An 18,277-nucleotide genomic window follows, 5' to 3' on the forward strand; every position below is an offset into this window, starting at 1 on the left:
TGATGTTCGCGAACATTATGGTTCCCGTCATACGGGCGCGAACGGTGGTCACAGCCCTCGCGTACTTTCGGGTGGGTACGGATGACGAGCTGCAGGAATAAGACGGATAGTGTCGCTTACCAAGTGTCGGACGTTTAGAATTCAGCGACAGAATAAAGGGGGAGCTGATGGACATCTTTACGACCATGCAGGACGAGAGAGGGCGGCTTTCGCAATCGGAAATCCGCATTGCCGACATCGTCCTCAATGACTTCGAATTCGCCGTCAACGCCTCTATCATCGAGCTGGCCGGCAAGGCGGACGTTTCGCCGCCAACCGTGACGCGCTTCTGCCGCCGATTGGGCTGCGAAAGCTTCTCCGATTTCAAGGTGCAGCTGGCGCGCACGGCCTATGTCGGCATGCGCTATCTGAAGCCCGAGCCGAAAAGCATCGCGCCGGCCGACGTCGCGCAAGACATTATTACCAAGGCGCAGAATGCGCTGTTTCTTCTCCATCGTGGGTTGGATGTCGCGGCTGTCGAGCAGGCGGCAAACCGGCTCGCTGGCGCCGAAATGATCTATGCTTTCGGTTCCGGCGGCAATTCGTCGATGATCGCCAGCGAGCTGCAGAACCGCCTGTTCCGCTTCGGCCTGCGGATCACCGCAAGTTCCGATCACAGCATGCAGCTGATGATGGCTGCCGCCGCCAAGCCGACGGACGTGCTGATCGGTTCCTCCTTCTCTGGCCGCAATGCCGAGCTTGTCCGCGCTTTCACGCTGGCGCGCGAGGCAAAGGTGCCGACCATAGCGCTGACGCAGAGTGGAAGCCCCGTGGCGCATGTCGCCGATATCACCCTGCCGGTCGATCTGCCGGAAGGCGACAATATATATAGGCCGACTTCGACGCGGATCGCCTATCTCGCGGTCGTCGACATTCTGGCGAGCCTGGTTGCCCATCGCATCCAGCCGCAGGCGACCGTGGTTCTGCGTCGCATCAAGCAGCAGCTCGTCACCCATCGAGACGGTGACGACCGCCAGCTGCTTGGGGACTAGCAATCAAGACATATAAATAAGAGGGAAGCATATGAGCAAATCCGTTGCCATCGTTACCGGCGCGGCCGGCGATATCGGCCGTGCCATCGCAAAGCGTCTGGCGGATGACCATGACATCGTGCTGCTTGTCGATATCGATGAACCCGCCGCGCGCAAGGCGGCTGCGAATCTGGGAGCTGCCGATCGTTTCGCGGTGTTTGCGGCCGACATCACCAGCGAAACCGATACCGCCGAAATGGCGAAGGCCGCGTCCGGTCTGGGCATGGTGAAGACGTTGGTCAACAATGCCGGCGCTGCGCGCGCAGTCAGCCTTCACGACACCACGCCGGCAATCTGGCGCGCCGACAATGCCCTTAATCTCGAGGCGTCCTTCCTGTGCTTCCGGGCAGTCGAGGATATGCTGAAGGCATCGAAGGGATCGGTGGTCAATATTGCCTCCGTCAATGGCCTCGCCGTTTTCGGCCATCCCGCCTATAGCGCTGCCAAGGCAGGCCTCCTGCATTTCACCCGTCTGGTCGCGGTCGAATACGGCAAGTTCGGTATCCGCTCCAATGCGGTGGCGCCGGGCACCGTGCGCACGCAGGCTTGGGAAGTGCGCGCCGCGGCCAATCCGAACGTGTTCGAGGAAGCCAAGCGCTGGTACGCGCTTCAGCGCGTCGTCGACCCCGTCGATGTCGCCAATGCCGTCTCGTTTCTTGCAGGCCCGCTGGCTTCGGCGATCACAGGCGTATGCTTGCCCGTCGATTGCGGCCTGACGGCAGGGCAGGCGGAGCTTGCTCACACCTTCTCGCAATCCGAACACTACTGAGACTTGCTGTCAGAGGCTTCAAAACACCTGGTCGGAGATAGCAAACGGGGGTGCCCCTGAAGCTTCAATCGTCCAAATGCGCCTTTCTGCGTCCTGACAATACAAAGCCGCCGAAAGAGGTTTCGGTGGCTTTTTGATGCCGTGTCTCGGCCAAACCCTCATCGGATTGAATTAGCCGGCCCGGAGCGTCGCCATATCGGTTGGGAAGAAGCCAGCCCAGGCCATCACCGTCATCGCCGTGATGACCAGCAGATACCACATGACCAGATAATCCCCGACCAGCCGCCGGTTCAACGCGGCAAAGAGCAGAGCGACGCTCAATCCAAGCCAGAGAAGATTGCAGATGTGATCCATTTTCTTGTTCCCCTTATTCGCCACGTCCCTCCTTGGAGCAAAGGTTAACCAGCCGGCGGCGAAAGAGGTAGCGCCGAAACGGGATGGAGGGTTGCGCAGAGCCGGAGACGGTGGACAGCAATATCCAAGGGGATGATCCCCTCGTTGCCAAACTCTCGTTCAGAGATCGCAGAAAATCTTAACGGAGGGCTCGCTGTTCAGGAACAACCAACATTTCCTGACGTTATCAACACAGCAGGCAAGGAGAGGAGGGATCTCATGGACTACTACACAACAATGGCTGCATGCGTCGGCACGGCATCGTTTCTCGTCGCGGCGCTGATGGCACTTCACGGCTGAGGAGATGAACCATGGAACACGGTGATTGGCGAAATCCTGTCATAGTCGACCTTGGTGGCAGAGGTCGCTTTGCGATCATCACAAACGCCCTCGATGCCGCAAACTGCATGAGCGAAGAATGGCCGGTGGACGGCGGCGCGGCAGTCGATGAAGCTGTACTCGTCTGTCTGGACGCCATTCTCGGCAAGGCTTCAGCGGAGGATTCGCGCGATGCTTTCCTGGAAGCTGCACGCGAAGCCGGGCTCTATGTCAAACCCGATTCCGAGCGTTTTCATTAGGTGCTTGACGGTGGCTGGTGCCGCAGACGCTCAAACCGGATAGATCATCCAGAAAATTGCGCCAACGACAACGACGAAGGCGAGGATGAAACCCATCACCCTTGCCAGCCCCTGATTTACATTGCCATTGCCGACAATCAATTCGTACCAGTTCTCATTGCGATTCATCGGATTATCCTTTTGAGCTTCGCCTTATTAGGTCTTGCGCCTTCGCGGCAGTCAACGATTTAAACCGAGCCTGTCCTTGCGAGACGGGCTGCGTACACAAGCAAGGCTAAAGATGATTCGTGTTTGAAATTTGTGGTGAGAACCAGCAATCAGCATCGATCGTCCGACTGTCCGGCAGCGAAGTCCAACACTCCCGATCCGATCCTTTTCAAGACGAATTCCCGTCCGGCCCCCGGCGAGCCGGGTAACTATCAAAGGAACTCGTTCATCTTGAAATGATTGAGAAATCCACGTTTCTCAAAATGGAATGGTGCCCAGAAGAGGACTCGAACCTCCACACCCTTTCGGGTACCAGCACCTGAAGCTGGCGCGTCTACCAATTCCGCCATCTGGGCGACGGACACGCATGTAAGGGGGTGGCCGTCCGGTGTCAACAGGGTTTTTAAAGTTTTCGTGTCAATCGTGAAAAAAGCCGTTGAAGCTAGTGTCAGACCTTCGCCGCTGCCCAGGCGCGGATCAGGTCAAGTCCCTGTTCCAGCAAGGTCTTTGCCTCGCTTTCGCTGCTGGCTTCCACATAGCAGCGCATTTCGGGCGCATTGCCGGAGGGACGGAAATGAATGATACGACCGTCGGCAAGTGTCACTCTCAGCCCGTCTATATCGCTCTTCGATGCAACGCCGGCGATCGGGGCGAGAAAGGCTGCCAAATTTGCGTCTGAAGCGCGCAGATAGGTCATCAGTGCGGCGCTGGTTTCGACGGGAAAGTTCTCCAGACGATCGGCTGCGGCAAAGGGCAGGCGGTAGCTGCCAGCCACGGACGAAAGCGGCTTCTTTGCTCGTGCGGCAGCATAAAGCGTTGCAAGAATAGGCAGGAAGCTGTCGCGTGTCGGCAGCGCATCGAGCGCCTCGCCTTCGACGGTGAAGCGGCTGCCCGTCAGCGTGCCGCCATTGGCTTCGAAGCCCATGATATTGGTCTTGCCGGCCGCGATCGCCTCGTCCATGCCAGCGATCACATAGGGAGAGCCGACGCGGGTGCGGGTAACGGCATAGGACCCGGCCGCTTCGATGCCCGAATTGGAGGTGACGGGGGTCACAACGACCGCCGCGCCCAGGAAATTGGCGGCGATGAGGCCGAGCAGGTCCCCCCGCAAGGGCTCGCCGGTTTCATCGGCAACCAGCGGACGGTCGCCATCGCCGTCAGCCGATACGATGGCATCGAGCCGATGTTCCGGCGCCCAACCCTTCATGAGGTTGATCGTCTCGGCCGAGACGGCTTCGGTATCCACGGGAATGAAGTCTTCGGAGCGCCCGAGCGGTACGACGCGAGCGCCATAATGGCTGAGGACGTCGGCGAAGAGATCGCGAGCGACGGTGCTGTGTTGATAGACGCCGATGGTGAGGCCGGCGAGGCTGTCTGCCGGCAGCAGGCTCTTGTTGCGCTCCACGAACAGAGCTTCGGTTTGCGCCGCCCGATTTTCAGCGCTGTCGGGCGTTTCGTCGATCAGCGTGTCGACGATCGCACTTGCCTCGGCGCTGATCGCCATTTCGTCCTGCTTGTCGATTTCGCCGTCGGGCCGATAGAATTTGATGCCGTTGCGATCGGCGGGGATATGGGAGCCGGTGATCATCAGCGAGGCGGCTTTCAGCTGCAGCCCGTAAAGCGCAAGCGCTGGTGTCGGCAGCGCGCCGCAATCGATCGGCGTCATGCCTGCCCGCTTCAGCGCGCCGATGCAGGTGGCGGAGATGGCCGGGCTCGACTCGCGAAAATCGCGGCCGACGAGGACGAGGTCGCCGGGCTTGGCGTGGCCGCTTTTCAGCAGATGATGTGCGAAGGCCGTTGCGTAGAGCGCGGAGGCTCGTCCGACAAGATCGACGGACAGGCCGCGAAGGCCGCTGGTGCCAAATTTCAAGCTGCTCACGGGCAATCTCCTTACAGTGATTGCCGTGTTATGGAGCAAGCCGGGATCAGGATCAACCGAGCGAAAATCGCGCTCAGCTTGCGCGCGGCACTGGTTTCGCCTTCTCGCGAACCCACATACAAAGAACCACGATAAAAAGAGCTCGCCGCATCGTCGGCGAGACTGGAGCTTGTTATGGCTGTCCTAGAGCGCGTCCAGCAAAAAAACGCAGCGGTTTTCCGTCCGGAATTGCGCAAGTACAAAGAAACAGAGCGTTTTCGCAATTCAAGAAAAGGCGGAAAGGTTCTCGGAGGAGTCGTGCTCGGTAGTGTTCTCGCTCTGGCGATGCTGACACAGGCTGCATCGGTGCTTGCGGCGTCGAATCCTCCGAGGATTGGCATTCCGCCGCGCAACACGAATTCTGTCATCTGCGATACGAGAGGCTGCTTCGGCTTCGGAGCGCGGCAATTCTACACGCGGCCCGGTCAGCCCCTGCCTGACATGAACGGCGTCAATCGTTATGACAGCCCTCGTATACAGATGCCGCCGCGCGAAACCTATACGCCGCCGAGACAGGTCTATCCCTCACCGGCACAGCAGCGCAGCCGTCACCAGATGTGGTGCGCCCGGCAACATCGTACCTATAATCCCGGGACCAATCTTTATTCCACGATCAACAACGGTTTCCAGGAGTGCCGCGCTCCGTTCGACTGACGCCGTTGATAGAGCATCAGCTTTCCAGCGATGCGCGGTCGGTGTGGCCGAGATCGCGATCCGGGTCGATGATATCCCGCACGCGCTGCTTCAATTCCTTCGGCCCGGGAAAGCCGCCGTCGCGCTTGCGCTCCCAGAGCAGCTCACCATCGATGCGGATCTCGAAAACGCCGCCGGTACCCGGGATCAACGCCACTTCACCGAGACTGTCGGTAAAGGTCTGCAGCAGCTCCTGCGCCATCCAGCCGGACCGCAGCAGCCAGTTGCATTGCGTGCAGTAGAGAATGGTGATCCTGGGCTTGTTGCTCATAGAATGGGTCCTCGCTTGTTTGCTGACATTTAGGCTCAGCTTTAACCGGCTGCAAGCCGAGCGATGAGAGCGCCGGCATCGAAGTATCGTCAAACGGGGCCGGCGGCGGTTGCGCATTGCAGACCCTTGCCTCCACGGTTGCCGCATGCTCATCTCTGGCTAGGCTATTCGTAGGGAATCATCGCAATGCGCGTCGCCATTATCGAAAATATGAAAGACACGCCGCTCGGCGCTCTCGGCATCGCGCTCGAAGAAGCCGGTGCACGGCTCGAATGGTTTCGTCCCTTTCTCGGCGAAGCCTTGCCAAGCGACGTTGACGCTTTCGATGCGCTTGTCGTCCTCGGCGGTGAGCAAAGCGCGCGTGATGATCATACGCATCCCTATCTGCCCGAATTGGCGGCGCTGATGCGCCGCTTTGAGGGCGAGGACAAGACGGTGCTCGGCATTTGCCTCGGCAGCCAGATCCTGGCGCGTGCCTACGGGGCCGAAAATCTGCTTGGAACCGCTCACGAGTTCGGCTGGAAGGGCATTGGCGTGACGCAGGAGGGAAAAGCCGATCCGCTGCTGGCCGATCTCGGCGACGAATTCACCATCTTTGAGTGGCATGGCGACACGTTCACCCTGCCGCCCGGCGCGACCAGCCTGGCCGCCAATGACGTGACCCGCAACCAGGCTTTCCGTGTTGGCCGTGCAGCCTATGGCACGCAGTTTCATTTCGAGGCCAACGCCGCCGTCGTCGATTGGTGGCGCGGCGAGTTCAGGGAGACCATCGAGAAAAAGGAGCCCGGCTGGCTGGAGGCCTATCCGCAGCATGTTGCCAAACATGCGGCCGCCGCCGAAACAGCCGGTCTTGCGATCGCCCGTGCCTGGGTTCGGACGATTAAGGCGCCAGCGGAACTTTACGCGGCGGCGCAGGCGTAATCGCGTCAGAAAACGCGGTGATTTGCCCAGCGCTACGGATTGAACAGCAAGCTGCCCATACGAGAACACGATGACATCGGAGGAGAGGATATCATGAGCGCGCTGGAATTACCTTGCGAAGGCAGCTGCCGTTGTGGGCAGGTGCGGCTGAAGATCAACGCCAAGCCAATGCTGACCATGGCCTGTCACTGTACGGGCTGCCAGCGCATGACCGGCGGCCCCTATTCGCTGAGCGCCGCCATCCCGACGCAGGGCTTCGAGGTCACCGCAGGCAAGCCTGTCATCGGCGGCCTGCATGGCGATGTCATTCATCACTATTTCTGCCCGCATTGCATGAGCTGGATGTTCACGAAGCTCGAAGGCGTCGACTGGTTCGTCAACGTTCGTGCCACCATGCTTGATGACCCCAGCTGGTTCACCCCCTTCGTCGAGACCTGGACGAGCGAAAAGCTGTCCTGGGTGACGACGCCCGCCAAGCACAGCTACGCCGCGCTGCCGGCTATGGAAGAGTATGAGGGGCTGACGAAGGAATATATGGCGGGGAACTAAGATCAAAAGCCCTGAAAAAGAAAGTCGGTCGCGGCGGTAATCTGATCGCCGTGCGAACTGAGATCGGCAACTAACTCACCGATTTCGATGAGCGGTATAGCTGCCATGAGTTGGGTCGCCATGGTATAAGTCTCGCCAGCGATAGTGAATTGCGGGTTGAGCCTTGCTATTGGCGTCGACACATCTTCCACGCGAAGCAATGGCGCCATGATCCGCGTGCTTAGCCTCTCCAGCAAATCAGATTGAAGATCGAGTGCGAGAGCTCGACCTTGCTTCAGGCCATAGACATGGAACCTTGCCATCAGAACTGCCGATATTTTCCAAACGGCAAGCCGTGCTTTTCTACATAAACATTGGCTTGTTCGATGGCCTCAGTATTTTCCAGAAGCCACAGGCGCTCCCGCTCAGCCTTGATAGCGCGCGCGATACCGTCTTCAGCAGCACGTGAGATATTGATTTTTAATTCGCGTGCATCCGAAATGAGCGTCTCGTCGAGAGACAAATTTGCGGCTTTTCGCGTTGTCTGGGTCATGAGGTGCTCCTAAACTATGCGCAAATTATATGCGCATAGTTTGCCTTTGATAAGGCCCTCACTCATCCCCCATCTTCAGCGCGGCAATAAACGCTTCCTGCGGGATTTCGACCTTGCCGAACTGCCGCATGCGCTTCTTGCCTTCCTTCTGCTTGTCGAGCAGCTTGCGCTTGCGGGTGGCGTCGCCGCCGTAGCACTTGGCGGTCACGTCCTTGCGCAGTGCCTTCACCGTTTCGCGGGCGATGATGCGCCCGCCGATAGCGGCCTGGATCGGGATCTGGAACATGTGCTGCGGGATCAGGTCTTTCAGCTTTTCGCACATGACGCGGCCGCGCTTTTCGGCAGCGGAGCGGTGCACGAGCATCGAGAGCGCGTCCACCGGCTCGGCATTGACGAGGATCGACATCTTGACGAGGTCGCTCTCGCGATAGTCGGTCAGGCTGTAGTCGAAGGAGGCATAACCCTTCGAAATCGACTTCAGGCGGTCGTAGAAGTCGAAGACGACTTCGTTGAGCGGCAGGTCGTAGGTGATCATGGCGCGGTTGCCGACATAGGTCAGCTCGGTCTGGATGCCGCGGCGGTCCTGGCAGAGCTTCAGGATCGAGCCGAGATAGTCATCCGGCGTCAGGATCGTCGCCTTGATCCACGGTTCGCGGAATTCGGAAATCTTGACCACGTCGGGCATGTCGGCCGGGTTGTGCAGCTCGATCTCGGTGCCGTCGGTCATGGTGAGCTGATAGACGACCGAAGGGGCCGTCGCGATCAGGTCGAGGTTGAATTCGCGCTCCAGGCGCTCCTGGATGATTTCCAGGTGCAGCAAGCCGAGGAAGCCGCAGCGGAAGCCGAAGCCGAGAGCGGCGGACGATTCCATTTCGAAGGAGAAGCTGGCGTCGTTGAGGCGCAGCTTGCCCATGGCCGAGCGCAGGTCTTCGAAATCGGCGGCATCGACCGGGAAGAGGCCGCAGAACACGACAGGCTGCGCCGGCTTGAAGCCCGGCAGCGCTTCGGCGGTCGGACGCTTGTCCTCGGTGATGGTATCGCCGACGCGGGTGTCGGCCACTTCCTTGATCGAGGCGGTGATGAAGCCGATCTCGCCCGGGCCGAGGCTATCGACGGCAACCATCTTCGGCGTGAGAACGCCGACGCGCTCGATCTGATACTTCGCGTCCGTGCCCATCATGCGGATGGTCTGGCCCTTGGTCAGCGTGCCGTCGATGATGCGCACGAGAACCATGACGCCGAGGTAGGTGTCGTACCAGCTGTCGACCAGCAGCGCCTTCAGCGCCGCCTTTTCGCCGCCCGCGCTCTTCGGCGCCGGCAGTTTGTTGACGATGGCTTCCAATACGTCGGGAATGCCGAGGCCGGTCTTCGCCGAAATCAGTACCGCGTCGGAGGCGTCGATGCCGATCACTTCCTCGATCTGGTCCTTGATGCGGTCGGGTTCGGCCGCCGGCAGGTCGATCTTATTGAGGACGGTGACGAGCTCGTGATTGTTGTCGATCGCCTGATAGACGTTGGCGAGCGTCTGTGCTTCGACACCCTGAGACGCATCGACCACCAGCAGCGATCCCTCACAGGCCGACAGCGAGCGCGAGACTTCATAGGCGAAGTCGACGTGCCCGGGCGTGTCGATCAGATTGAGGATATAGGTCTCGCCATTCTTGGCCTTATAGTGCAGGCGCACGGTCTGGGCCTTGATGGTGATGCCGCGCTCGCGCTCGATCTCCATATTATCAAGCACCTGTTCCGACATTTCGCGTTCGGCAAGGCCGCCCGTCGTCTGGATCAGGCGGTCGGCCAACGTCGATTTGCCGTGGTCGATATGGGCCACGATCGAGAAGTTGCGGATATGCGAAAGCGGAGTGGTGGAATTGGTGCTCATGCGCGCCATATAGCAGCGCCGCCCCGCGCCGCAAAGCGGAAAAGCAGGGCTTTAGCGGCTATCTTCACGTTATGTTAGCCTTTTCGGCGCCGGCGACGGCGAGTGCAAAGGCTCACTTGATTCCATCATGAGATCGTGTATTTCTCTTATAATGGAATATTGAGTGTGAGACCTCGGCAATGGCGGATGATGATCTGGATCGGGCGATCGGTGTGCGTATCAAGGAACTGCGCATCGCCCGCGGCCTGACGCTGGATGAACTTGCCAATGCCTCGGCCGTCAGCCGAGCCATGATCTCGCGCATCGAGCGGGCGGAAGCGAGCCCGACGGCCTCGCTGCTGTCACGGCTCTGCGCAGCACTCGGCCTGTCGCTCTCGGCTTTCTTTGCTAGGGAGCATGAGGAAGTGTCACCGCTTGCCCGCCACGAGAAGCAGGCGATCTGGCGTGATCCTGGAACAGGCTATGTCAGGCGCGCCGTCTCGCCGCCGGCAACGGGTTCGCAGGTCGATGTCGTCGAAGTCATCTTTCCCGCCGGCGCGTCCGTCATCTTCCCGCCGAATACCGCAAGCGCCGAGATGACACAGCATGTCTGGTTGTTCGAGGGCGAGATGGATGTGACGCATCGTGAGGTCACCTACCGCCTGATGCCCGGCGACTGCCTCTTCATGGGCATTGGCGACGGCCATGCCTTCCATAATCCCGGCGAGGGTCCGGCGCGCTACAGCGTCATCCTCGATCGCGGCCGTTCATAAGCTCCAAGGACTTTTTCATGATCGACATTCGTCTTCTCTCCGCCGCCGAGGCTCGCGCCGCCCTTCCGGATCTCTGCGATGTGCTGGTCGATTGCGTCAACAGTGGTGCGTCCGTCGGCTTCATGCAGCCTTACGGAACAGATGATGCCTTGCCCTACTGGCATGGTGTCGCCGATGGCGTCGAGAGCGGCGCGACGCTGCTGTTCGTCGCCGCGGTCGAGGGCAGGGTTGTCGGGACGGTGCAGGTCGGTGCCGCGCAGATGCCGAACCAGCCCCATCGCGGCGATCTGAAGAAGCTGCTCGTGCATCGTTCGGCGCGCGGCCAAGGTCTTGCCCGTCTCCTGATGGAAGCGGCGGAGCGCGAAGCTATCAGTATCGGCAAGACCTTGCTGGTGCTCGATACCGCGACCGGTAGCGATGCGGAGGCGATCTATCCGCGCCTCGGCTGGCAACGCGTCGGCGTCGTGCCCGATTACGCCATGTGGCCTGAAGGCGGCCTTTGCGACACGACCATATTCTTCAAGCGCATCGCTGCCTGAAAGAGATTGCTCAGGTGGAGAAAGCGGCAACGGCATCCTGCAGTCTGGAGCCCGATGTCCACTGCATCGCCTTCCAGCCGAATTGCCGCGCGGCCTCGACATTGGCTTCCACATCATCGATGAAGCCGATCTCGTTTGCGGCGAGACCGACACGATCTGTCGCCAGCCGGAAGAACTCGGCCGAAGGCTTTTGATGACCAAGGGCGGCGGAATAGAAAATGCCGTCGAAGCACGATGACAACCCGAGTGTCTCCATCAGATAGGCGGCACGCATGTGCTCCTGGTTGGTCGCAAGAAATAACTTGGTACCGCCGATGCGCAGTGCTGCAAGCTCATCGAGCAGGCCATGATCGAGGCGCGAGTCGTTTTCGAACCAGTAGTCGATCAGCGTTCTCGCCTGAAGCTCGGGCGCGATCCTGCCGAGAACCTCCGTCAGCCTCGGCTCGATCGCGTCGCGGCCGGTGACGATGTCTTTCCAATAGGGCTTGAAAAAGGTCTCCTGCAGTACCTCCAGCGACAAGCCGAGATCGCGTTCGAGATAGGTGAAAAGCGGTAGTCCGTCGCTCGGTCGGCCATGAACCAAAACACCATCGACATCGACCATCAGGAGTTTCATGCGCCGGCCTCTATTCTTCAGATGTGAGGAAGGTGATGTTCTTTGCGATGTCGTTCAAGGCCTTCCTTGGGAGGTGCGCATGCGTCCAAACTTCGCCAGAGCGCTGAAAGCTCCCCGAGTTAGGGCAGCTTTTGCATCAAAGCACCTTATCGCAGGATGAAAACTTTGAATTTGCCAGTGGATCGCCGTGCCTCTACAAACGCCGCCTAGTTGGGGGGATCCATGGAACAGAAGCTTGTCGACAGCGGATCGGATGGCGGCGCGGCGCTGATGCCGCATCCTGATGTTGCGCCAACGTCCGGTGGCATTGCCGCCGGCGTGCTGATGTGCGTCATGTCCATGTCGTGCATTCAGTTCGGCTCTGCCCTGTCGTCGCCGATCATCAATGCTTACGGGCCGGCGGGCGCGACGTGGCTGCGGCTTGTCTTCGCTTCCCTCGCGCTGGCGATCATCGTGCGCCCGAAGATCCTGAGCTATGATCGATCGCAGTGGCTCGGCGTGCTGGCGCTCGGCACCGTTTCAGCGCTGATGACGACGTCCTTCTTCTCGGCGATCGCGCGTATTCCTTTGGGTCTTGCCGTCGCCATCGAATTTCTCGGGCCGCTGCTGGTCGCCACCCTCGGCTTCGGGCTGAGCCGGCAGCTTCTGTGGCCGGTCTTTGCCGCCATCGGTGTTCTTCTGCTGGCCTATGACGGCGAGGAATGGGTCGGCAATCTGCCGGGCGTCCTTTTTGCGATCGGCGCCGGCGCTGGTTGGGCTTGCTATATCCTCCTGACCAAGAAGGTCGGCAACGCCTTCCAGGGTCTCGAAGGTCTTTCCATGTCGCTGCTCGTCGCCGCGGTTGTGTCGACACCCTTCGGCCTGGCTTCGGCAGCTCCGCATCTGACGGCATTCGGCGTGTTGGAAATCGCTGGCCTGGCGCTCCTCGTGCCGCTGCTGCCCTATATATTGGAAATGGTGGCGTTGCGGCGTATGCCGACCTCGTCGTTCGGCATCCTTATGAGCCTTGAACCCGCCATCGGCGCATTCGCCGGCTTCGTCATCCTCTCGCAGCCGATGACGCCATCGCAGATGTTCGGCACGGCACTGGTCGTTTCCGCCAGTATCGGAGCGACGGTTTTCACAACGAAGCGCAGCAGCTAGACCATCCTAGCGCTGATCTTCGCCAGTGTCCCTGTTCAGCGAAGAATGCTGTTGACCCAACTTGCCAACCAAAAATCGATTTGGCCGAAGGGCAGAACGTAGCCTATAAAACCAACAGCATAAGACATGGCGATGATCAGCACGAGGCCGGTGATGACGCCAAGTCCGACGCCCGCAATGGTCCTTTGTGGATAGCGTGCCACACGAGAAGAGACGGCCAAAGACAGAATGGTCAGAAGCAGCAGCAGGGCGGATTGCGTCAAAGACATGCTCATCTGCAAGACATAGCCCTCCCTAGAATTGCATTGCCGTCCATACAGTAAAGCGCTCAAAAGCGCGAATCTCTGGCGATCCCGATTTCACCGATTAGGCGGAGCTGCCGCAAGCTTGTTGCATGGAGCGCCTTAAACCGTCTTCTTTGCTGGATCATCCAGTGCCGGATTGTAAAAGAGCGAGAGCGTCAGGCTTTTGGCGATGCGTTCTGCCGTCGCCATGAACCAGTTTCTCGCTTCGACGGAAGGCGCGATGTCGGCGAGCGTTGCGGAGAAAAGCGCCAGCCATTCCGGGAAGAGATCGGCGCTCATTCCTTCGACGCCGAGATGCGCCTGCACCGGCTTGCCGCCATAAGCGCCGTTTTTTAAGGCGACCGAGGACCAGAATCGTTTCATTCTTTCCATATGCTCGGGCCAGCGGCCGGCAAGGCGTCCGTCGAAGACCGGTCCTAGCCGGGGATGCGCCTGGACGCGGCCATAGAATGTGTCGACCAGCCTGTCGATGAAGGCGGCATCGATGCCGATGCGCGCCATTTCGGCCTCGGCCTTCTCGCGAATACCGGCGAGGTGGGCGGCGCGAGCCTGCAGTTCCTGTTCCATTCACTATCTCCGGGCGCGCCTGCGAGAGAGCGCAGTGGCCAGCTTTCGCCCCCTATGTATGCAATTTGCCGATACAACCAAGATGCCGCGAGCACATTGCGGCATTCTGTCTGCATTGCCTCGCGATCTGCCGGCGCACTCGATTGCATCGGGTAAATTTTCGACGCCTTTGATCCTTATGGCATCGCCTAGGCGCTTGACCGGCACGGCGACCCAATTTAGAATTAGAATAATTCTAAATTTATAAGGTTGCCCCCGATGTTTTCTGGCTTGTTCCGTCCGTCAAAACGCCGTTTCACATCTTTGTCCGAGCAGGAAATCCTGGCGATCGCCATCGCCGCCGAAGAGGACGATTCCCGCATCTATCTGGCCTATGCCGATACGCTCCGGCCTCACTATCCGGACTCCGCCAAGGTCTTCGAGGACATGGCCGAAGTCGAGGACAGCCATCGCAAGACGTTGATCGATATGCATCGCCGCCGCTTTGGCGAGCGTATCCCGCTGATCCGCCGCGAGCACGTACGCGGCTTCTATGAGCGCAAGCCGGACTGGTTGCGCCGGAATCTCTCGCTCGACGCCATGCGCGACGAGGCCGAGGCAATGGAGCAGCAGGCTTATAATTTTTATGTCGAGGCGGCCAAGCAGGTATCCGATGCCTCGACCCGCCAGCTTCTCGGCGATCTCGCGCTGGCGGAGCAGGGGCATGAAGACGTTGCCCGCATGCTTGGCGAAAAGCATACGCCGGAAACGGTCAAGCATGAGGAAGATGCGCAGGCGCGCCGCCAATTCGTGTTGACCTATGTGCAGCCGGGTCTGGCCGGGCTGATGGATGGTTCCGTCTCTACGCTGGCGCCGATCTTTGCCGCGGCCTTCGCCACGCAGCAGACATGGCAGACCTTTCTCGTCGGACTTTCAGCCTCCGTCGGCGCGGGCATTTCGATGGGCTTCACCGAAGCTGCGCATGATGACGGCAAGATTTCCGGTCGTGGCTCGCCCATCAAGCGCGGCCTAGCCTGCGGTATCATGACGGCGCTGGGCGGTCTCGGTCATGCGTTGCCTTACCTTATCCCGCATTTCTGGACCGCGACCGCGATAGCCGCCATCGTCGTCTTCTTCGAACTCTGGGCCATCGCCTTTATCCAGAACAAGTATATGGAGACACCGTTCCTGCGCGCTGCGTTCCAGGTTGTTGTCGGCGGTTCGCTCGTTCTGGCGGCCGGCATTCTGATCGGCAATGCTTAATGTGTTGCCGCTCTCTGGTTTCAATCAAGTGGCTCCGGCGGCACGCATGAGCGGCATGTGAAAACCGGCAAGGCAATACGAACCATTAGCGCATTTCCACGAAAGCCGTGTTGCGCTCTTCCGGTTGAAATGCGCGATGAAGCCGAACGGAGAGCGTTTTCGCGACACGAAGCAGACGGGAATTCTTGCGCGTTCGGGGTCAACCCAAAGAGGCCAGCACGTGCGAGGGAGGACCGCGTTCATCACATGTGAATGAAGAAAAGGCCGGCGCATGCGGCGGCCTTTTTCCTGCAGTATGTTTTCTAACGCTTACTTGACCGAACCGACCAGAATGTCGTTTCCGTTCTCGATGGTGACCCAGCGGCCGGCGTTGAAGCTCGCCTGGCGCTTGAGATAGGAATAGGGGGTCTTCGACCAGAGTTTGATCTCGTCCTCAAGGTTGTCGAGGATATAGTCGCCCTGCTTGGTGCGCAGCGTCAGCACGGCATGGCCTTCGCCATCGGGCTTGCGGACAACGGTCATCAGCAGGTTGGAAGCGGAAATCCCGCTCTGCATCAGCATGCGGCGCTTCAGCAGGGCAAAATCTTCGCAGTCGCCGGCCGTCTTCGGATATTCCCAGTATTCTTCCTGGCCGTAAACTTCCATGTCCGTTGCCGGGCGGATCGTCTTGTTGACGCGCAGGTTGATCTGGTTGACCAGAGCCCAGGACGCGGCATTCATATCCACGGGGCCGACATTGCGGATCGGGCCGCATTCGTCGGTGTGACGCTGACAGAAATCATAGTGCCCGATCGGCTGGGAAGTAATGTTGCCGACCGTCATGGATGCGGTCTGTTGAGATGCCGGCATCGCCGACGACGACATCGCAACGACAGCAGCGAAAGTAACCAAAAGGCCCTTAATACGCACGCCCACTATTCCTTGTATCGTCCCTGCATTTGTTAACAAATTGTTAATGTAGGGGGGCGCGCCAAGTCAATCGTTACTTAAGTGTTAACGCCGGAACCCGGTCGTATGGTTAATTTTGGCACAATCAAGACTATAGTTGCCATCATTCTCTACCTCTTCTGATTATGCGCGCGCATGCGAATTCGCCCGGAAAACCGGGCGAAGCTTTTATGATCATTGAGGTAAGTTTCTGCTATTACTGCGTATTATGCAGGGCAAGCGTCTCTGCAGCCGTCAGCATGCGCTCGAGATCCTGCGGCCGCGAAAGGCGATGATCGCCGTCGCGCACAAGTGTTAACACGACATCGTCAGCCGGCAGATGCTCGACGAGCTTTAACGAATGGGCAAAGGGAACGTCCGCATCTTCCATGCCTTGTAGAATGTGCACGGGGCAACCCGTCTCGATGATGCCGGTGAGCACCCGGTTGGCGCGGCCGTCTTCGATCAGAGCGCGGGTGAAGATATTCGGCTCGGGGCTGTATTCCGACGGTTCTTCGAAAAAGCCGCGTTCGGCGAGCGAGCGTCGCTCGACATCGGAAAGATTGGGTTCGATGAGGTCGATGGTAAAGTCGGGCGCGGGCGCGATCAGCACGAGACCGGCGACGTCAGGCGCTTTCTTGCGCTTGCGCAGCTCCTGAATGACCCTGAGCGCGATCCAGCCGCCCATCGACGAGCCGACGAGAACGATCTTCTTCGGCTTGACGTGTTCGATGACCGCCAACGCCTCTTCCAGCCAGCGCGAGATCGTGCCGTCTGTGAACTGGCCGCCCGATTGTCCGTGGCCGGAATAGTCGAAGCGAATGCAGCCGAAGCCAAGTCTGTCGGCAAGCGCGTCCAGCTCAACGGCCTTGGTGCCACTCATGTCGGAACGATAGCCGGACAGCCAGACGAAGCTGACATTCTTCAAGCCCTTGCCGGCGGCGCGCTCGCTAATGGCGATCTGCCGCTTGTTTTCGCCTTCTCCTACGGAAATGAAGGCCGGCTGATTGGCTGTAGCTGCTTCGGACATCAAGAAACTCCCGGAATTTTTTGCCCTATAAAGCAGATTCGCAAACGCATGACCCGAAAAATCCTCGACCTTTGCGTCGGACATTCCTATATTGAGCGGGAAGATACTGTGTCCTTAGTGCATCTTATGCCTCTGTGACGCTCCATTGACATACAGGAGGTGCTTTTTTCCTCCTGTCATGCTATTGACTTCAACACAGCTTTTACGACATTTCCGTCAGTTGCGCCGACGGGGAGCGAGAGGCTGCAGCCGTCCGAAACAATTCGTGGAGAATACGACCATTCGCAGACCTTTTAAAGCCGACGCGCCCGTGAAGGATGGGCCGCGTTCCAACAGGGAAATTCGCATTCCCAAAGTTCAGCTTATCACGGCTGACGGCGCGAATATGGGCATTGTCCCAACTGACCAGGCATTGAAGATGGCTGAGGAGGCCGGTCTCGATCTGGTAGAGATTTCCCCCAATGCTGAACCGCCTGTGTGCAAGATCCTCGATCTGGGCAAGCTGAAATATGCCAACCAGAAGAAGGCCGCCGAGGCGCGCAAGAAGCAGAAGATCGTCGAAGTCAAAGAAATCAAGATGCGTCCGAACATCGACACCCATGACTATGAGGTGAAGATGAAGGCGATTGGCCGTTTCTTTGAAGAAGGTGACAAGGTGAAGGTTACCTTGAAGTTCCGTGGCCGCGAAATGGCTCACCAGGAACTCGGTATGAAGCTTCTTCAGCAGGTCAAGGAAGACACGCTCGAGATCGCCAAGGTGGAAGCCGAGCCCAAGCTCGAAGGCCGCCAGATGATGATGGTGCTTGCGCCGAAGTGAGGCGTAAGTTGAAATAAGAGGTCGGAGCCGTCCATTGGGCGGCTTTTTCCTTTTTAAGCAGGTCCATTTCCTTTTTAGGCAGGCCCACGAGCCTTGTCATCGATCTGCAAAGATTCAGGCGCGCGGCCCGTTGCACTTACGGGCAACTGCGGTTATAAGCGCGCGTCCGAACTGACCGGCAGGGCATGCCGTGGCAGTTCAGAATGCTTGCGGAACGGTTCGTCACCGGATCCGCAGTTCAACAACAAACGCTCCGGCACCTTTTGCAGCCTGGCTTGTCCGGATCTGTGTGAAGGGCTTTTAGCAAAGCGCGCCAGGAAGCATCGAAGGAGTAGCAAAATGCCCAAGATGAAGACGAAGTCCTCTGCCAAGAAGCGGTTCAAGATCACCGCGACCGGCAAGGTCAAGGCAGCCGCTGCTGGCAAGCGCCACGGCATGATCAAGCGTAGCAACAAGTTCATTCGCGATGCTCGCGGCACCATGGTTCTCGCTGAACCGGATGGCCGTAAGGTTATCAAGAACTACTTGCCGAACGGTCTCTAAGACTATTCGTAAC

At 59.0% G+C, this 18,277-nt stretch carries 24 protein-coding genes and 1 tRNA gene; 12 read left to right on the top strand and 13 right to left on the bottom strand.

What is annotated here, in order from left to right; all coding sequences use genetic code 11:
- Positions 1–167 precede the first annotated feature (167 nt).
- Positions 168–1,031 carry a MurR/RpiR family transcriptional regulator gene (locus HGP17_RS17365; RefSeq protein ID WP_168811172.1) on the top strand — a complete coding sequence of 288 codons (864 nt, stop codon included), beginning with the start codon at positions 168–170 and terminating at the stop codon, positions 1,029–1,031.
- A 31-nt stretch (positions 1,032–1,062) separates the two neighbouring features.
- Positions 1,063–1,839, top strand: coding sequence for an SDR family oxidoreductase (locus HGP17_RS17370; protein WP_168811174.1), 777 nt, complete (start codon positions 1,063–1,065; stop codon positions 1,837–1,839).
- Between the two features lie 171 nt (positions 1,840–2,010).
- Here HGP17_RS17370 and HGP17_RS17375 read toward each other — a convergent pair whose 3' ends face one another.
- Entirely contained in the window at positions 2,011–2,193 is a 183-nt protein-coding gene (locus HGP17_RS17375) for a hypothetical protein (protein ID WP_168811176.1), read from the bottom strand.
- A gap of 350 nt (positions 2,194–2,543) precedes the next feature.
- On the opposite strand from HGP17_RS17375, the gene HGP17_RS17380 reads away from it, so the two are divergent.
- The gene (locus tag HGP17_RS17380; RefSeq protein ID WP_168811178.1) at positions 2,544–2,810 is read left to right on the top strand and encodes a DUF982 domain-containing protein; all 267 of its coding nucleotides are present in this window, start codon (positions 2,544–2,546) and stop codon (positions 2,808–2,810) included.
- A gap of 30 nt (positions 2,811–2,840) precedes the next feature.
- Here the strand turns inward: HGP17_RS17380 and HGP17_RS17385 are convergent, their stop codons facing one another.
- From HGP17_RS17385 to HGP17_RS17395, 3 genes are all read right to left on the bottom strand, one after another.
- Complete coding sequence (locus tag HGP17_RS17385; RefSeq protein ID WP_168811179.1) at positions 2,841–2,978, bottom strand: hypothetical protein; 138 nt, start codon at positions 2,976–2,978, stop codon at positions 2,841–2,843.
- A 308-nt stretch (positions 2,979–3,286) separates the two neighbouring features.
- A tRNA-Leu gene (locus HGP17_RS17390) sits at positions 3,287–3,373 on the bottom strand.
- 92 nt (positions 3,374–3,465) lie between these two features.
- Complete coding sequence (locus tag HGP17_RS17395; RefSeq protein WP_205926034.1) at positions 3,466–4,887, bottom strand: phosphomannomutase; 1,422 nt, start codon at positions 4,885–4,887, stop codon at positions 3,466–3,468.
- Positions 4,888–5,193: 306 nt separating this feature from the next.
- Here HGP17_RS17395 and HGP17_RS17400 point away from each other — a divergent pair, with 306 nt between their 5' ends.
- Positions 5,194–5,589, top strand: coding sequence for a hypothetical protein (locus tag HGP17_RS17400; protein WP_348648961.1), 396 nt, complete (start codon positions 5,194–5,196; stop codon positions 5,587–5,589).
- A gap of 16 nt (positions 5,590–5,605) precedes the next feature.
- On the opposite strand, the gene HGP17_RS17405 is transcribed toward HGP17_RS17400, so the two are convergent.
- Positions 5,606–5,899, bottom strand: a complete 294-nt coding sequence (locus HGP17_RS17405; protein ID WP_168811183.1) for a SelT/SelW/SelH family protein — start codon at positions 5,897–5,899, stop codon at positions 5,606–5,608.
- A 186-nt stretch (positions 5,900–6,085) separates the two neighbouring features.
- Between HGP17_RS17405 and HGP17_RS17410 the strand changes: the two genes are divergently transcribed.
- Both HGP17_RS17410 and HGP17_RS17415 read left to right on the top strand, forming a co-directional pair.
- Complete coding sequence (locus tag HGP17_RS17410) at positions 6,086–6,820, top strand: type 1 glutamine amidotransferase (RefSeq protein WP_168811185.1); 735 nt, start codon at positions 6,086–6,088, stop codon at positions 6,818–6,820.
- Between the two features lie 93 nt (positions 6,821–6,913).
- Positions 6,914–7,369: a GFA family protein gene (locus HGP17_RS17415; protein WP_168811187.1), complete on the top strand. Its 456-nt coding sequence runs from the start codon at positions 6,914–6,916 to the stop codon at positions 7,367–7,369.
- A gap of 2 nt (positions 7,370–7,371) precedes the next feature.
- Here the strand turns inward: HGP17_RS17415 and HGP17_RS17420 are convergent, their stop codons facing one another.
- From HGP17_RS17420 to lepA, 3 genes are read right to left on the bottom strand one after another with little or no spacing between them, the layout of a single operon-like run.
- Positions 7,372–7,671: a CcdB family protein gene (locus HGP17_RS17420; protein WP_168811189.1), complete on the bottom strand. Its 300-nt coding sequence runs from the start codon at positions 7,669–7,671 to the stop codon at positions 7,372–7,374.
- Positions 7,671–7,901, bottom strand: a complete 231-nt coding sequence (locus tag HGP17_RS17425) for a type II toxin-antitoxin system CcdA family antitoxin (protein WP_168811191.1) — start codon at positions 7,899–7,901, stop codon at positions 7,671–7,673. The genes HGP17_RS17420 and HGP17_RS17425 overlap by 1 nt, the downstream gene beginning before the upstream one ends.
- 58 nt (positions 7,902–7,959) lie before the next feature.
- Complete coding sequence (gene lepA, locus HGP17_RS17430) at positions 7,960–9,792, bottom strand: translation elongation factor 4 (protein ID WP_168811193.1); 1,833 nt, start codon at positions 9,790–9,792, stop codon at positions 7,960–7,962.
- Between the two features lie 170 nt (positions 9,793–9,962).
- On the opposite strand from lepA, the gene HGP17_RS17435 reads away from it, so the two are divergent.
- On the top strand, positions 9,963–10,535 hold the full coding sequence (locus tag HGP17_RS17435) for an XRE family transcriptional regulator (protein ID WP_168811196.1): 573 nt from the start codon (positions 9,963–9,965) through the stop codon (positions 10,533–10,535).
- Positions 10,536–10,552: 17 nt separating this feature from the next.
- Positions 10,553–11,074: a GNAT family N-acetyltransferase gene (locus HGP17_RS17440; protein ID WP_168811198.1), complete on the top strand. Its 522-nt coding sequence runs from the start codon at positions 10,553–10,555 to the stop codon at positions 11,072–11,074.
- A gap of 10 nt (positions 11,075–11,084) precedes the next feature.
- Here the strand turns inward: HGP17_RS17440 and HGP17_RS17445 are convergent, their stop codons facing one another.
- Positions 11,085–11,690 carry an HAD-IA family hydrolase gene (locus HGP17_RS17445; RefSeq protein WP_168811200.1) on the bottom strand — a complete coding sequence of 202 codons (606 nt, stop codon included), beginning with the start codon at positions 11,688–11,690 and terminating at the stop codon, positions 11,085–11,087.
- Between the two features lie 222 nt (positions 11,691–11,912).
- On the opposite strand from HGP17_RS17445, the gene HGP17_RS17450 reads away from it, so the two are divergent.
- Entirely contained in the window at positions 11,913–12,833 is a 921-nt protein-coding gene (locus tag HGP17_RS17450) for an EamA family transporter (RefSeq protein ID WP_168811202.1), read from the top strand.
- A gap of 35 nt (positions 12,834–12,868) precedes the next feature.
- Here the strand turns inward: HGP17_RS17450 and HGP17_RS17455 are convergent, their stop codons facing one another.
- Together HGP17_RS17455 and HGP17_RS17460 are read right to left on the bottom strand one after the other, a co-directional pair.
- Complete coding sequence (locus HGP17_RS17455; RefSeq protein WP_246704137.1) at positions 12,869–13,108, bottom strand: hypothetical protein; 240 nt, start codon at positions 13,106–13,108, stop codon at positions 12,869–12,871.
- A 129-nt stretch (positions 13,109–13,237) separates the two neighbouring features.
- Entirely contained in the window at positions 13,238–13,705 is a 468-nt protein-coding gene (locus HGP17_RS17460) for a truncated hemoglobin (RefSeq protein ID WP_168811206.1), read from the bottom strand.
- Between the two features lie 258 nt (positions 13,706–13,963).
- Between HGP17_RS17460 and mbfA the strand changes: the two genes are divergently transcribed.
- A complete protein-coding gene (mbfA, locus tag HGP17_RS17465) occupies positions 13,964–14,947 on the top strand; it encodes an iron exporter MbfA (RefSeq protein ID WP_168811208.1) in 984 nt (327 codons plus the stop codon).
- 309 nt (positions 14,948–15,256) lie between these two features.
- Here mbfA and HGP17_RS17470 read toward each other — a convergent pair whose 3' ends face one another.
- Both HGP17_RS17470 and HGP17_RS17475 read right to left on the bottom strand, forming a co-directional pair.
- Complete coding sequence (locus HGP17_RS17470) at positions 15,257–15,856, bottom strand: transglutaminase-like cysteine peptidase (RefSeq protein WP_168811210.1); 600 nt, start codon at positions 15,854–15,856, stop codon at positions 15,257–15,259.
- Positions 15,857–16,091: 235 nt separating this feature from the next.
- Positions 16,092–16,904, bottom strand: a complete 813-nt coding sequence (locus tag HGP17_RS17475; RefSeq protein WP_168811212.1) for an alpha/beta hydrolase — start codon at positions 16,902–16,904, stop codon at positions 16,092–16,094.
- A gap of 280 nt (positions 16,905–17,184) precedes the next feature.
- On the opposite strand from HGP17_RS17475, the gene infC reads away from it, so the two are divergent.
- Both infC and rpmI read left to right on the top strand, forming a co-directional pair.
- Positions 17,185–17,721 carry a translation initiation factor IF-3 gene (gene infC / locus HGP17_RS17480; protein ID WP_348648969.1) on the top strand — a complete coding sequence of 179 codons (537 nt, stop codon included), beginning with the start codon at positions 17,185–17,187 and terminating at the stop codon, positions 17,719–17,721.
- Positions 17,722–18,060: 339 nt separating this feature from the next.
- Complete coding sequence (rpmI, locus tag HGP17_RS17485; RefSeq protein WP_003544621.1) at positions 18,061–18,264, top strand: 50S ribosomal protein L35; 204 nt, start codon at positions 18,061–18,063, stop codon at positions 18,262–18,264.
- The last annotated feature ends 13 nt before the right edge of the window (positions 18,265–18,277 follow it).

Origin of the sequence: Rhizobium sp. P38BS-XIX (assembly GCF_012641435.1) — a bacterium.
GTDB lineage: Bacteria > Pseudomonadota > Alphaproteobacteria > Rhizobiales > Rhizobiaceae > Rhizobium.